This window comes from Polynucleobacter sp., assembly GCF_044342855.1.
In the GTDB taxonomy this organism is placed as follows: domain Bacteria; phylum Pseudomonadota; class Gammaproteobacteria; order Burkholderiales; family Burkholderiaceae; genus Polynucleobacter.
The window spans coordinates 26,001-39,591 of record NZ_JBIIPA010000007.1 but is presented as its reverse complement, the minus strand read 5'-3'; the positions used below and the strand labels follow the sequence as shown (position 1 = coordinate 39,591).

At 46.5% G+C, this 13,591-nt stretch carries 13 protein-coding genes; 11 read left to right on the top strand and 2 right to left on the bottom strand.

The annotated features are described in order from the left end of the window. Position 1: 1 nt before the first annotated feature. The 11 genes from ACIQZ3_RS03940 to ACIQZ3_RS03890 all read left to right on the top strand — a co-directional run bounded on the left by ACIQZ3_RS03940 (position 2) and on the right by ACIQZ3_RS03890 (position 12,659). Positions 2-661 (top strand): YfgM family protein, encoded by a 660-nt coding sequence (locus tag ACIQZ3_RS03940; protein ID WP_397390537.1) that lies wholly within the window; start codon positions 2-4, stop codon positions 659-661. Then, positions 661-1,815 (top strand): outer membrane protein assembly factor BamB, encoded by a 1,155-nt coding sequence (gene bamB / locus ACIQZ3_RS03935; protein WP_397390535.1) that lies wholly within the window; start codon positions 661-663, stop codon positions 1,813-1,815. The genes ACIQZ3_RS03940 and bamB overlap by 1 nt, the downstream gene beginning before the upstream one ends. Further along, entirely contained in the window at positions 1,812-3,176 is a 1,365-nt protein-coding gene (gene der, locus ACIQZ3_RS03930; protein WP_397390533.1) for a ribosome biogenesis GTPase Der, read from the top strand. The genes bamB and der overlap by 4 nt, the downstream gene beginning before the upstream one ends. 185 nt (positions 3,177-3,361) lie before the next feature. After that, entirely contained in the window at positions 3,362-3,604 is a 243-nt protein-coding gene (gene hfq, locus ACIQZ3_RS03925) for an RNA chaperone Hfq (protein WP_114653200.1), read from the top strand. Then, on the top strand, positions 3,564-4,838 hold the full coding sequence (gene hflX / locus ACIQZ3_RS03920) for a GTPase HflX (RefSeq protein ID WP_397390531.1): 1,275 nt from the start codon (positions 3,564-3,566) through the stop codon (positions 4,836-4,838). The genes hfq and hflX overlap by 41 nt, the downstream gene beginning before the upstream one ends. Next, the gene (gene hflK / locus ACIQZ3_RS03915; protein WP_397390529.1) at positions 4,831-6,339 is read left to right on the top strand and encodes an FtsH protease activity modulator HflK; all 1,509 of its coding nucleotides are present in this window, start codon (positions 4,831-4,833) and stop codon (positions 6,337-6,339) included. The genes hflX and hflK overlap by 8 nt, the downstream gene beginning before the upstream one ends. Then, entirely contained in the window at positions 6,339-7,211 is an 873-nt protein-coding gene (hflC, locus tag ACIQZ3_RS03910) for a protease modulator HflC (protein ID WP_397390527.1), read from the top strand. Before hflK ends, hflC begins: the two co-directional genes overlap by 1 nt. 18 nt (positions 7,212-7,229) lie before the next feature. Continuing rightward, on the top strand, positions 7,230-8,393 hold the full coding sequence (locus tag ACIQZ3_RS03905) for an ATP phosphoribosyltransferase regulatory subunit (RefSeq protein ID WP_397390525.1): 1,164 nt from the start codon (positions 7,230-7,232) through the stop codon (positions 8,391-8,393). Between the two features lie 51 nt (positions 8,394-8,444). Beyond that, positions 8,445-9,785, top strand: a complete 1,341-nt coding sequence (locus ACIQZ3_RS03900) for an adenylosuccinate synthase (RefSeq protein WP_397390523.1) — start codon at positions 8,445-8,447, stop codon at positions 9,783-9,785. A 61-nt stretch (positions 9,786-9,846) separates the two neighbouring features. Beyond that, positions 9,847-12,060 (top strand): malate synthase G, encoded by a 2,214-nt coding sequence (locus ACIQZ3_RS03895; RefSeq protein WP_397390521.1) that lies wholly within the window; start codon positions 9,847-9,849, stop codon positions 12,058-12,060. After that, positions 12,027-12,659 carry a hypothetical protein gene (locus ACIQZ3_RS03890; protein ID WP_397390519.1) on the top strand — a complete coding sequence of 211 codons (633 nt, stop codon included), beginning with the start codon at positions 12,027-12,029 and terminating at the stop codon, positions 12,657-12,659. Before ACIQZ3_RS03895 ends, ACIQZ3_RS03890 begins: the two co-directional genes overlap by 34 nt. 80 nt (positions 12,660-12,739) lie before the next feature. Here the strand turns inward: ACIQZ3_RS03890 and ACIQZ3_RS03885 are convergent, their stop codons facing one another. Then, positions 12,740-12,895, bottom strand: coding sequence for a hypothetical protein (locus tag ACIQZ3_RS03885; protein WP_397390517.1), 156 nt, complete (start codon positions 12,893-12,895; stop codon positions 12,740-12,742). Between the two features lie 73 nt (positions 12,896-12,968). Then, positions 12,969-13,385, bottom strand: coding sequence for a hypothetical protein (locus ACIQZ3_RS03880; protein ID WP_397390515.1), 417 nt, complete (start codon positions 13,383-13,385; stop codon positions 12,969-12,971). Positions 13,386-13,591: the final 206 nt, after the last annotated feature.

The window sequence follows — 13,591 nt, the reverse complement described above, 5'->3', positions numbered from 1 at the left end:
CATGCCTTTAGACCTAGAAGAACAAGAACAAGTAGATCAACTTAAAGCATTCTGGCAAAAGTATCGCAACCTGATTACCGGTGTTGTGACTGCTGCTTTATTTGCTTATGCAGCCTATAGTGGATTCCAATGGTGGCGCACCAGCCAAGCTGCAGCTGCTTCTCAGTTATACGAGACGATGGTTACTGCAATCAACAAGGGCGATAAAGATCAAACCTTGCGCGCCGCTGATGATTTGCAAAAACAGTTTTCCGGCACTCCTTATGCAGCCATGTCCAGCTTAGTAGCGGCGAAGATTGCATCTGATGCGGGTGATTCAGCAAAGGCCATGGATTATTTACGTTGGGCCGCTAAGAATTCTTCTGACCAGGGCTATTTGGCTTTAGCCAAATTACGTTTGATAGCTCAGCTGATAGAGCAGGGTACTGAAAAAGATTTTGCGGAAGCGGATGCCATTCTGAAAGAAAAGCCTGTCTCAGGCTTTGAGGCATTGTGGTTAGAGCGTTGCGGCGATTGGTATTTGGCTCAAAAGAATACTGCGGATGCGCGTAAGAGTTATGAAGCTGCATGGAAGCAGTTGAATGATGCAAAAGAATTCCCTGAAGAGGCGCGTCGTCTCTTGAAGGTTAAATTGGATGCCGTCGGAGGAGTAGCTCAGTGATGATGGATTGCAAGCGTGTAGCAAAACTAGCAAGTACAGCCCTTGTATTGGGTTCTGTAGTGCTGGCCTTAACAGCGTGTTCTGGTGGCTCACGTGTACGCAAGCCTGCTGAACTCGTCCCGGTTAGCAATCAATTTGACTTAACTCCCGCATGGTCAACCAGCGTCGGTTCATCTGAGTCATTTAACTTTCATCCTGCGGTTGCAGGTGATGCAGTTTACGCGGCTTCCCACCGTGGCAATCTGATTAAGCTTGATTTGCGTACTGGTGAAAAGATGTGGGAAGTGTCGGTACCGGATCGCTTATCTATCGGCCCTGGATCTGATGGACGAACTACTGCTGTAGTCACCATTAAAGGCACTGTCTACGCATATGACGATACTGGCAAGCCAATTTGGAATGTGAGTGTTGGCAGCGAAGTGTTGTCTGAACCAGTTGTTGCTGGTGGCGTAGTCATTATCCGCACTTTAGATAACCGCTTTGTTGGCCTTGATGCTCAGACTGGCGTTCGTAAGTGGACTTATCAACGTCAGCAATCTGCTCTGTCTTTACGTGTAGGCTATGGCATGCTCGCGATTGGCAATGAAGTGATTGTGACTGGATTTTCCGGTGGTCGTTTTGGCATGATTGCAATTGCCAATGGCGGTTTGGTTTGGGAGACTCCAGTTTCATTTCCAAAAGGCTTCTCTGAAATTGAGCGCCTCAATGATGTGACCGCTAAGCCAAGCATGGAAGGTGAAATCATTTGCGCCGTTTCTTATCAAGGTCGCGTAGGTTGCGGTCAAGCCCGTACAGGTAACCTTTTATGGTTTAAAGATTATTCAAGCTTTACTGGGACAGCACAAAGTCCTGATCTTGTTTTCTCCTCTAATGAAAAATCCTATGTCACTGCATTTGCAGTCAAGGATGGTTCACAAGTTTGGGAAAACACTCAGCTGACATTTAGAGATGTTGGTGAGCCGATGGCAGTTGGTAAAGTATTACTCGTAGGTGATGTACAGGGTTATGTGCATGCACTCTCACAAGCGAATGGTGAAATGCTGGCACGCATTCGTCATGACAGTAGTCCAATCACAGCCGCACCGATTGCGGTGAATGGCCTCATCTTGGTTCAATCTCAAGGTGGCAAACTAGCGGCGTACAGTCCAAAATGAATCCAGTAATTACGATTGTCGGTCGTCCTAATGTTGGTAAATCGACACTCTTTAATCGCTTAACGCGTTCACGTGATGCCCTGGTTGCTGACTTCTCGGGCCTTACTCGCGATCGTCACTACGGTAAAGGTCGTATTGGTGAGCGTGCATTTATTTGCGTAGACACTGGCGGTTTTGAGCCAGTAGCTAAGACCGGCATCGTGGCCGAGATGGCCAAGCAAACTAAGCAAGCTGTAGCTGAATCCGACATCATTATTTTCTTAGTAGATGGCCGTTTGGGTATGGCACCACAAGACCGTGTGATTGCCGATTTCTTACGCAAGACAGGTAGACCAGTCATCCTAGCAGTGAATAAAACTGAAGGTATGCAAGCTGGCGTAGTTACAGCAGACTTCCATGAAATGGGTCTTGGTGAGCCGTTCCCGATTTCATCAGCACATGGTGATGGTGTTCGTGGTTTGATCGATGATGCTTTGGATTCTTTAGGTATTCCAGAGCCAGAACCAGAAGAGCAAGAAAACGATCCTAATCGCCCAATGAAGATTGCGGTAGTGGGTCGTCCTAACGTCGGCAAATCTACCTTGATCAATAAATTGATCGGTGAAGAGCGCGTTATAGCATTTGATATGCCAGGAACAACGCGCGATGCAATTGAAGTTCCTTTTGAGCGTAACGGTAAGCCTTACATCTTGATCGATACTGCGGGCCTGCGCCGTCGTGGAAAAGTATTTGAGGCAATTGAGAAGTTCTCAGTTGTAAAAACATTGCAAGCGATTGCCGATTGCAATGTGGTGATCTTGATGCTCGATGCCCAACAGGATATTTCAGAGCAAGATGCACACATCGCTGGCTTTATTGTGGAAGCAGGGCGTGCATTGGTTGTTGCTGTCAATAAATGGGATGGTTTGGATGCCTACGTTAAAGAGCGTGCGCGATTAGAGATTGCTCAAAAATTGCGCTTCCTCGATTTTGCAGACGTACACCCAATCTCAGCCAAAAAAGGCACGGGCCTCAAAGAGTTGTTTAAAGACGTTGATCTCGCTTACGCTGCTGCGATGGCGAAATTACCAACACCTAAGCTAACCCGTATTTTGCAAGAGGCGATTGAGCATCAGCAGCCTAAACGTGTGGGTATGGGCCGTCCAAAATTACGCTATGCCCACCAAGGTGGTATGAACCCCCCGATTGTGGTGATTCATGGAACCTCATTGAGCGGTGTTACGGATAGCTATAAGCGCTACCTAGAAGGTCGTTTTAGGGAAGTCTTTAAGTTACGCGGCACCCCATTGCGCATTCAAATGAATACTGCCAAAAACCCCTACGTTGATGCGGACAAAGGCAAAAAAGGCAAAAAGAAGTAAAAATATAGGAATAGCGCTACAGATTGAATTGCGTACTAACTTTGTTTTAGACAGAGGGGCTTGATTTTTGAATATCAGACCCCTTATGTTGGAGGTAGACAGTAGAAGTAAGTGGTGGATTGATCAATAAAAAAAGCAAGACTCCCAAAAATAGAAGCAGCGCATAAAAACCAATAAGGAGCAGTATGAATAACAGCAAAATCCAATTGCTACAGGATCCCTTCCTCAATGCCTTGCGCAAAGAGCATGTTCCTGTCTCTATCTATCTCGTTAACGGCATCAAGCTGCAAGGCAATATTGAATCTTTTGATCAATACGTAGTCCTTTTGCGCAATACCGTGACCCAGATGGTTTACAAACACGCCATTTCCACGATTGTCCCTGCTCGTGCAGTGGAGTTCCGTACGGAAGAAGTTAGCTCTGTATAAAACAGGCGTAGATGCGGCGCGTGCCGTTCTAGTAGGAGTCGATACAGGCCGCGAGGATTTTGCGGACAGCATGGCAGAGCTCAGCCTTTTGGCTGAGAGTGCCGGCTCCATACCTAGAACTAGTGTGATTGCCCGTAAGGGTAAAACTGACCCCGCTTTGTTCATTGGCTCGGGCAAAGCAAATGAAGTAAAAAAAGTGATGGAAGAGCAAGGTGCCGAACTGGCCATCTTCAACCATCCACTATCCCCAACACAGCAACGCAATTTAGAGCGCCATATTGGTTTTCATGTCATGGACCGTACGGGCCTGATTTTGGATATCTTTAGTCAAAGAGCGCAAAGTCATATAGGTAAAACTCAGGTTGAGCTAGCTCAAGTGCGCTATCGCATGTCTCGTTTAGTGCGCGCCTGGAGTCACTTGGAGCGTCAACGTGGTGGTATTGGTGTACGCGGTGGCCCGGGTGAAACCCAGATGGAGCTCGATCGACGGATGCTGGCAACCAAGGCCAAGCGTCTAGAAACAGAGTTAGAGAAGCTCCAGCGCCAGCAAAGAACCCAAAGAAGAGCTCGCAATCGCAAGGATATCTTTTCAGTATCCCTGGTTGGATATACCAATGCTGGGAAGTCCACATTGTTTAATTCCCTCACAAAAGCAGGGACATATGCCGCAGATCAGCTATTTGCGACCCTAGATACGACCTCCCGAAAGGTCCATTTAGATGGCGTAGGCTCCATTGTGGTCTCCGATACGGTTGGATTTATCCGCGAATTACCTCACCAGCTGGTAGAAGCGTTTAGGGCTACTTTGGATGAAACCATCCACGCGGACTTGATATTGCACGTGATTGACGCCTGTAGCCCGGTTGCAAGGGAACAAAAGGCTGAAGTTGAGGCTGTTTTAAGGGAAATTGGTGCAGATGACATCCCCCGTATTGAGGTGATGAACAAGATTGACCAGATGCCTCAGACCTTTACGGAGGGCGCAGTCCTGATCCGCGATTCCGAGGGAATTCCGAGCCAGGTTTTCCTCTCTGCCAAGACTGGCCTAGGTCTGGATTTATTGCGTTCAGCCCTCGCCGAATGCTCTCAAATGACTGATAGAATAAGAGTTCTGCAGAATCGTGCCAAGGTCCAAATGAACCCAGACGAGTTTTTAGCTCCTTTACCCGAACGACCAGAGACTTCTGAATTTAATCCGATTCCCAACCGAAAATATTCACCAAACGATGCGTAAATTTCTTGAGCTGTTTTCGGTCAACGATCCAGGCTGGGGCAATAGTCAACCAGGCAGTGGATCCAAAGATGCCAAAGGTGGGCAGGGTAGTGATCAATCCCCTCAAGCTGAGCCTAGTAATCCAGATGCTGAAAAGCCGGTAGAGGCTCATCCCAATAATCAGCCTGCTAAACCAGATGGCCCTCCAGATTTAGATGAGCTGTGGCGTGATTTCAATGACCGCCTCAGCGGAATTTTTGGCGGCAAGAAAAAACCCGGCGCAACATCAAGCAGGCCTGCTAACAAGCCGAATGGTGCCGACATTCCTCCACCGTCTCAGCGCGGCAATGGTGGTGGCAATAATGGCGGTAATGGCGGCGGCGGCATGAGTGCGCCCAATTTCAATTTCACAAATCCATTTGGCTCTAAAGCTACGGTCTTATTGGCTGCTGGTGGCGTGCTATTGGTTTGGGTCTTTAGCGGATTCTTCATTATTCAAGAAGGCCAAGCCGGAGTGATCTCTACCTTCGGTAAATACGATTACACCGCTAAGCCTGGTATTAACTGGCGCATGCCTTGGCCAATTCAATCTCAAGAGACGGTCAATTTATCTGGTGTGAGATCTGTAGAAGTGGGTCGCCCAACATTAATTAAGGCAACCAATCAAAAAGATTCTTCGATGTTGACCGAAGATGAAAATATTATTGATGTGCGCTTCGCAGTTCAATACAGATTAAAAGATCCTACTGATTATTTATTTAATAATCGCGATCCTGATGCCACAGTAGTGCAAGCCGCTGAGACTTCTGTTCGTGAAATCGTGGCTCGCAGCAAGATGGATACCGTCTTGTACGAAGGGCGTGAAAAGATTGGCATTGATCTCGCAAATTCGATTCAGAAAATTTTAGACAGCTACAAGACCGGCATCTATGTAACTAGCGTCACCGTTCAAAACGTTCAACCCCCAGAACAAGTCCAGGCTGCGTTTGATGATGCTGTAAAAGCAGGGCAAGACCAAGAGCGTTTAAAGAGCGAAGGTCAGGCTTATGCAAACGATATTATTCCGCGCGCCAAAGGTACGGCAGCCCGTTTGATTCAAGAGGCTGAGGGTTATAAGGCACGTGTAGTGGCTACAGCTGAAGGTGATGCTGCTCGTTTTAAACAAGTCTTTGTAGAGTATGCAAAAGCGCCTGGCGTGACGCGTGATCGCATGTATATCGACAGCATGCGCGAGATGTATAACAACGTCACTAAAGTTTTGGTAGATACGACTAAAAACAATAGTCTCCTGTATCTCCCGTTAGATAAGTTGGTCGCTCAAGTGAGTGCTGAAAGTGCTCAAGTGGCAACAGGGCAAGGGCCTGCTACTACACCAACTGGATCAGTTACGGTCGGCGGAGCAACGGGTAATCCTGCAGCACCAATCCCAAGCACGCCTAGTGTCGCTACTCCGAATTCTGGATCTACAAATACTGCTGATAAACGTGATGGCTTACGTAGTCGTGATCGGGAGGCAAGATAATGAATGCAAATCGTCTCCTAGCTGGCATTGCTGGATTAATAGCTCTTGCCTATGTTCTAGCATCCAGCATATTTATTGTTGATCAACGCAACTTTGCTGTTGTCTTTGCTTTTGGTCAGATCGTTCGTGTGATCGAGCAACCTGGCTTGCAAATCAAATATCCAGCACCCTTCGAAAGCGTGCGTTTCTTTGATCGCCGTATTCTCACAATCGATAACCCCGAAGCAGAGCGCTTTATTACTGCTGAGAAGAAGAATCTCTTGGTAGATTCTTATGTGAAATGGCGCATTGTTGATCCACGTAAGTTCTTCATCAGCTTTAAGGGTGATGAGCGCTTGGCACAAGATCGTTTAACTCAGTTGGTTCGCTCTGCCTTGAACGAAGAGTTCACTAAGCGCACTGTTCGTGAGTTGATTTCCGATCAACGTGAAGACGTAATGCAAGGTATTCGCAAGAAAGTAGCTGATGATGCTTCAGATATCGGCGTAGAAATTGTGGATGTCCGACTCAAGCGTGTTGATTTACTTGCTGAGATTAGTGATTCTGTTTATCGCCGCATGGAGGCAGAGCGCAAACGCGTTGCCAATGAGCTGCGCTCTACTGGCGCAGCAGAGTCAGACAAGATTCGAGCAAATGCTGAGCGTCAACGTGACACGATTCTGGCTGAAGCTTATCGTGATGCACAAAAGATTAAAGGTTCAGGCGATGCAAAGGCTACTGCGCTTTATGCAGAAGCTTTTGGACGCGATCCACAGTTTGCACAGTTCTATCAGAGTCTTGAGGCTTATCGCAGCTCCTTCAAGGACAAGAAGGATGTCATGGTGGTTGAGCCTAATGGCGAGTTCTTTAAGTTCTTGCACAAAAAAAATTGAAAGTGAATATTTCAAATCATGAATCGTTGGTTGCTTCCTGAAGATATTGCTGATGTTTTACCAGCCGAGGCTCGTAAGGTAGAGTCTCTGCGTCGTGCCATTCTGGATTTGTATGAGTCCTATGGCTATGAGCTGGTTGCTCCTCCGATTTTGGAGTTCTTAGACTCCTTATTAACAGGCACTGGTTCAGATCTCAATTTACAAACATTCAAATTGGTTGATCAATTATCTGGTCGTACATTGGGTCTGCGTGCGGACATGACTCCACAGGTTGCTCGCATTGACGCCCATTTACTGAATCGTAAAGGTGTAACCCGTCTTTGCTACTCAGGCTCTATCGCGCACGCTCGCACACCAGTAGGAAGCTCTGCTCGTGAAGAATTGCAACTCGGCGCCGAAATTTATGGCTGCGCAAGTTGGGAAGCGGATTTTGAAGCGGTCTCCTTGCTATTGCAGACTTTAAGTGCCGCTGGTTTAAACAAGGTTTACCTAGATCTCTCTCATGCTGGTGTGCTCGCAGGAATCCTGGATGGGCAAAGTCTTGAGAAGGGTGATATCGAGGCGCTCTATAGCTTGTTGCAAAGTAAGGATCGACCACGTTTGGCTATTTGGGCTAAATGCCTGCCGACTAAATCTGCTGAAGCTTTAATGGCTCTTACGGAGTTGAATGGCCCATGCGCTCAAGTATTGGCTGCCGCTAAAAAGTCTTTGCCAAAACATCAGTTGATTGATGAAGCCTTAGCTCAATTAGAAAAGCTTGCTGCTGGAATTGCTGCATTACCTAATCAGGTTGAACTCAGTATTGATTTGGCTGATTTGCGTGGATATCAATATCACAGCGGTGTGATGTTTGCGGCTTATGTTGATAAGTATCCACAGCCAATAGCCCGTGGTGGTAGATATGATCATGTTGGCCAAGCATTTGGACGTTCTCGTCCTGCTACTGGCTTTTCCATGGATTTATTGACTCTCGCCAATCTTGCACCTACAGCGCAAAGAAAATCCGCCATCGTTGCTCCTTGGATTGTGGACGCAAGCCTGGTTAGCAAGATTACTGAATTGCGCAATGCTGGCGAAGTAGTCATTCAGGCGATGGATGGCGATGCTGTAGAAACCGCTGAATATATTTGTGATCGTGAACTGGTAAAGCAGGGCAGCTCATGGGAGTTGAAAAAGAAATAACTCGCTTTATTAATAACGTACTAATTCTGTAATTACCTTTTGGATTTTTTTATGTATTCAAAGCAACAAGCTCATGGTCGTAACGTCGTTGTCATCGGCACCCAGTGGGGTGACGAGGGCAAGGGCAAAGTAGTGGATTGGTTAACTGACCATGCTCAAGCAGTCGTGCGTTTTCAGGGCGGACATAATGCTGGCCATACTTTGATCATTGGCGATAAGAAAACCATTCTGCGCTTGATCCCCTCTGGAATCATGCACAAGAATGTGATTTGCTACATCGGTAATGGTGTTGTACTTTCTCCAGAAGCGCTCTTTAAAGAAATTGGTGAGCTAGAAGCTGCAGGATTGGATGTTCAATCTCGTTTGAAGATTTCTGAAGCAACCACATTAATTCTTCCGTATCACGTAGCGATTGACCATGCGCGTGAGAAAAAACGTGGCAATGCCAAGATCGGTACTACTGGCCGCGGTATTGGACCAGCATATGAAGATAAGGTCGCACGTCGCGCCTTACGCGTACAAGATTTGTTCTATCCAGAAAAGTTTGCTGCGCAATTGCGTGAGAACTTGGAATATCACAATTTCATGCTCACAAACTATTACGGTGCTGAGCCAGTTGGTTTCCAAAAGACTTTAGAAGAAGCCATGTCTTATGCGGAACGCATTAAGCCAATGGTGGTCGATGTCTCTAGCGCTTTATATGCTGCAGAGCAGGCCGGTCAAAATTTATTATTCGAAGGTGCGCAAGGAACTTTGCTCGATATCGATCACGGTACCTATCCTTATGTAACTTCAAGCAACTGCGTAGCTGGTAATGCGGCTGCCGGATCTGGCGTTGGTCCAGATTCATTGCAATATATCTTGGGTATTACAAAAGCCTATTGCACACGTGTTGGCGCAGGCCCATTCCCAAGTGAGCTGTATGACTTTGATAATCCAGCCAAGCAAGATCCTGTTGGTGTGCGTCTAGCTGAGGTCGGTAAAGAGTTTGGTTCAGTTACTGGTCGCCCACGTCGCACTGGTTGGCTAGATGCTGCTGCATTGAAGCGCTCTATTCAGATCAATGGTTTATCTGGCTTATGCATCACCAAGCTTGATGTCTTGGATGGCTTCGAGACTATTCGTCTTTGCGTGGGCTACAACCTAGATGGTCAGAAATTAGATGTATTGCCGCGTGGCGCAGAAGCTGTTGCGCGTTGTGAACCGATTTATGAGGATTTCCCGGGTTGGAAGGGAGCTACTTTTGGTATTCGTGAATGGGACAAGCTCCCAATAGAGGCACAGAAGTTCCTGCGTCGCATCGAAGAAGTTGCAGGAAAGCCGATCGCTATGGTCTCAACAGGACCTGAACGCGATGAAACGATTCTTCTACAACATCCTTTCAAGGGTTAATAAGATTTCTTTTATTAACTTTTTATATATTTAATTTACCTATTTGCTTCGGAGTTTATAGATGACGGCACGTACACTATGCAATAGCCTGCAAGTGGCTATAACGTTATATCGCTTTATTGAAGATAAGGTCTTGCCTGGTACGGGTATCAAGAGCGCCGACTTTTGGAAGGGTTTTGACGAAATCGTTAAAGACCTAAGCCCAAAGAATGAGGCTTTATTGGCTAAGCGTGATCGCTTGCAATTGGATTTGGATAAGTGGCATCAAGCCAACCCTGGCCCAATTAAAGATATGCCTGCTTATCGCAAACACCTGAAGGAAATCGGCTACCTAGATGAAGTGCCAGGAAAAGTTCTAGGCACTACGAAGAACGTTGATGATGAATTGGCTCTCCAAGCCGGCCCTCAGTTAGTGGTACCGGTTCTGAATGCGCGTTATGCATTAAATGCTGCTAACGCACGTTGGGGTTCTTTGTATGACGCTCTTTACGGCACTGACGTTATCTCTGAAGAAGATGGCGCAACTAAAGCTGGTGCTTACAACCCGATACGTGGTGCTAAAGTTGTAGCCTTTGCTCGCAAATTTTTAGATCAATCTGGACCGCTGGCCAAAGGCTCGCATGCAGATGCTGCAGCTTACACAGTGGATGGCAATAAGTTGGTTGTTACCCTAAAGGATGGCAGCAAAACAGGCCTTGCTGATGAGAAGCAATTTGCGGGCTATCAAGGCGACGCTTCTGCACCTTCCTCAGTTCTCTTGCGCAATAACGGTGTCCATATTGATATTGAAATCAATAAGAGCAAAACGATTGGTGCTAGCGATGCTGCTGGTGTAAACGATGTTGTCCTTGAGGCAGCGCTCTCTACCATTTTGGATTTGGAAGATTCAATTGCAGCAGTTGATGGCGATGACAAGGTTCTTGCTTACGAAAACTGGTTAGGCATTCTCAAAGGTACATTAGTTGAAGAAGTGAATAAGGGAGGCAAAACCTTTACTCGTACCTTAAATCCAGATCGTAAATATACTGCCTGCATTGGCGCTGTTGATGCTAAAGACGGCGTTGTGACTTTACATGGTCGCTCTTTGCTTTTCCTTCGCAACGTTGGTCACTTGATGACTAACCCAGCGATCATCACTGGCGACGGTAAAGAAATTTATGAAGGTATTTTGGATGCTGTAGTGACTGTGTTGATTGCCTTGTATGACATCAATCGTCCTGCAACTCAGGCAATCGGCAATACACGTAAAGGCTCTGTTTATATTGTTAAGCCAAAAATGCATAGCCCTGAAGAGGTTGCCTTTGCTGCTGAACTCTTTAGCCGTGTTGAGAAATTACTAGGCTTACCAGCAGATACTGTAAAGCTAGGCATCATGGATGAGGAGCGTCGTATGAGCGCCAACATTAAGGCGGCGATTGCTGCAGCAGGTGCGCGCGTTGCCTTTATTAATACTGGCTTCCTCGATCGCACTGGCGATGAAATGCATACCGCAATGCATGCGGGTCCAATGATGCGTAAAGGCGTTATGAAGACCAGCAAATGGTTATCTGCTTACGAGCGTCGTAACGTTCTGGCTGGTCTGGATTGTGGCTTACGTGGTCGCGCTCAAATCGGTAAAGGAATGTGGGCAATGCCAGATTTGATGAAGGCCATGGTTGAGCAGAAGATTGTTCACCCTAAGGCAGGCGCAAATACTGCTTGGGTGCCATCACCAACAGCGGCAACATTGCACGCCTTACACTACCATCAAGTCAACGTTGCGCAATTGCAAAAAGAGATGGAGCAGTTAGATACTGCTGCTGAAGCTGAAGCCCTGATTGATGATTTGTTGACTATTCCAGTGGTGGAAAAAGCCAACTGGTCTAAGGAAGAAATTCAGCAAGAATTGGATAACAATTGCCAAGGTATCTTGGGTTATGTAGTTCGTTGGATTGAGCAAGGTGTTGGTTGCTCTAAGGTGCCTGATATTCATAACGTGGGCTTGATGGAAGACCGTGCTACTTTGCGTATTTCTAGTCAGCACATTGCTAACTGGTTATTGCACGGTGTCGTGACTGAAGCTCAAGTGAATGAGACATTGCAGCGTATGGCTAAAGTAGTGGATGGTCAAAATGCTGGCGATGCTTTGTACAAGCCGATGATGCCGAATTACAAAGACTCTTATGCCTATAAAGCAGCTAGCGATCTGATTTTCAAAGGTCTAGAGCAGCCAAATGGCTATACCGAGCCTTTGCTTCATGCATGGCGCTTGGAAGTGAAGAAAGCTCACGCTTAAATCTTCAGTTCTTTGCTCTCAAGATCAAATGGATTTGTCGCGAGGCAAGTCCATTTTTCTTTGGCCTGCAACTTACTTGGGCTCTCAGCCATTCCATGTTTAGTTTTTTAAATCCCTTTGCCAGATTGACCACTGCTCGTTGGCAAGCGCTGGGCTTTCAACTCAATGATGGGGGTAGGGAAGCGGCAGGCTTTAGTGGCGGGGCTGGAGACTGTGTGGTTCGTGCGATCGCAATCGCAGCTGAGTTGCCGTATATGCAGGTCTATGAAGATCTCCGTGCCGCCAATGCAGCCTATGCGGAGCAAAGAAACGATAAGTTGGCGAGAAGGCTCAATGCTAAGGGTGCCTCACCTCGGAATGGCAATCACCGTAATGTCTTTCATGACTACATTCTGGGTCATGGCTTTGATTGGGTTCCCACCATGAAGATTGGGGCTGGCTGCCAAGTCCATATGTTGGCCAATGAGCTCCCCTCAGGCAGGCTAATAGTGAAGGTTTCTAAGCACGTAAGCGCAGTAATTGATAGAGTTATTGAAGATACGCATAACCCGTCTCGTGGCGGTTCACGTTGTGTCTATGGCTATTACATCAAACGTTAGGGCATAAAAAGAAAAAGCCTCCAAAACAGCGGAGGCTTAATTCTTAAAACTGACCAAAAATGGCCTAAAACAGCAATGAATTACCAATTTCCGCTAGTTTTACGTGATTTCTGTTCCATTACTTTAGCTTCGCTAAAAGCTGCAGCTAATAGTGCAAAGAAGTCTTTAATTGCAAATAAAGGCTTAAGGCTAAAGGCTGGTGCCTGGTGAAACTGTACTGAGTTTGAATGTGCCATGGTGAGCTCCTTAAGGGTTAACCCTAATGATACACCCAATTACTCCAAAATGCAGAAATTTGATCGGATTTGCTTAGTAGACGCGAGTATTTTTGTACTTTTGGTCCCATGCATTTTTATATGCGGCGGTCATACCGATCATGATCGACGTGGTCCATGCCAATGAAAAAAGACCGCTGAGGGAGATGAAAAATGCAAAGGTTTTCCAGCCTTTTGCCAACGTGTCAGACTCAAAACCCACGGTTGTATAGCAACTTCCTGCAAAGAGAATTGCGGCAAGAGGATCGCCCATGATTCCAAGGCCAATAATGCAGAACGACCAAAGGAGAATCTCTAATATATGAATTAAGGCAAGAAATACAAAGGTTGCATAGAAATGAAAGAAAACCCGGTTGTATTGGGTTAGCTGGATATTGTTGCGCGTCAAACGCTCGAAGCGCATAAAGAGGTGATTAATGGTGTAGCCATGAAACATCAAAATGATAATCAAACAAGCAATTCCCCATACAGAGTCCCGTACCAGGGGTAAAAAAGGGAAGTCGGAGAAGGCGGTGAGGATGTTATTCGTCTGGAGTATTTGGGATAAGTTCAGGCATTGATTTCTTTGTGGGTTGATAATGTCATATCTCTAATATCAAGTAAAGAAGCCATTGACCGAGCAGCGCATGCCAGGAGGAAAGTAGAAAGAACGCTTTT

What these genes read in the sequence shown, in the direction of transcription:
- ACIQZ3_RS03940 (WP_397390537.1), top strand. Translation starts at nt 2, where the DNA reads ATGCCTTTAGACCTAGAAGAACAAGAACAAGTAGATCAACTTAAAGCA.
- bamB (WP_397390535.1), top strand. Translation starts at nt 661, where the DNA reads ATGATGGATTGCAAGCGTGTAGCAAAACTAGCAAGTACAGCCCTTGTA.
- der (WP_397390533.1), top strand. Translation starts at nt 1,812, where the DNA reads ATGAATCCAGTAATTACGATTGTCGGTCGTCCTAATGTTGGTAAATCG.
- hfq (WP_114653200.1), top strand. Translation starts at nt 3,362, where the DNA reads ATGAATAACAGCAAAATCCAATTGCTACAGGATCCCTTCCTCAATGCC.
- hflK (WP_397390529.1), top strand. Translation starts at nt 4,831, where the DNA reads ATGCGTAAATTTCTTGAGCTGTTTTCGGTCAACGATCCAGGCTGGGGC.
- hflC (WP_397390527.1), top strand. Translation starts at nt 6,339, where the DNA reads ATGAATGCAAATCGTCTCCTAGCTGGCATTGCTGGATTAATAGCTCTT.
- ACIQZ3_RS03905 (WP_397390525.1), top strand. Translation starts at nt 7,230, where the DNA reads ATGAATCGTTGGTTGCTTCCTGAAGATATTGCTGATGTTTTACCAGCC.
- ACIQZ3_RS03900 (WP_397390523.1), top strand. Translation starts at nt 8,445, where the DNA reads ATGTATTCAAAGCAACAAGCTCATGGTCGTAACGTCGTTGTCATCGGC.
- ACIQZ3_RS03895 (WP_397390521.1), top strand. Translation starts at nt 9,847, where the DNA reads ATGACGGCACGTACACTATGCAATAGCCTGCAAGTGGCTATAACGTTA.
- ACIQZ3_RS03890 (WP_397390519.1), top strand. Translation starts at nt 12,027, where the DNA reads ATGGCGCTTGGAAGTGAAGAAAGCTCACGCTTAAATCTTCAGTTCTTT.
- ACIQZ3_RS03885 (WP_397390517.1), bottom strand. Translation starts at nt 12,895, where the DNA reads ATGGCACATTCAAACTCAGTACAGTTTCACCAGGCACCAGCCTTTAGC.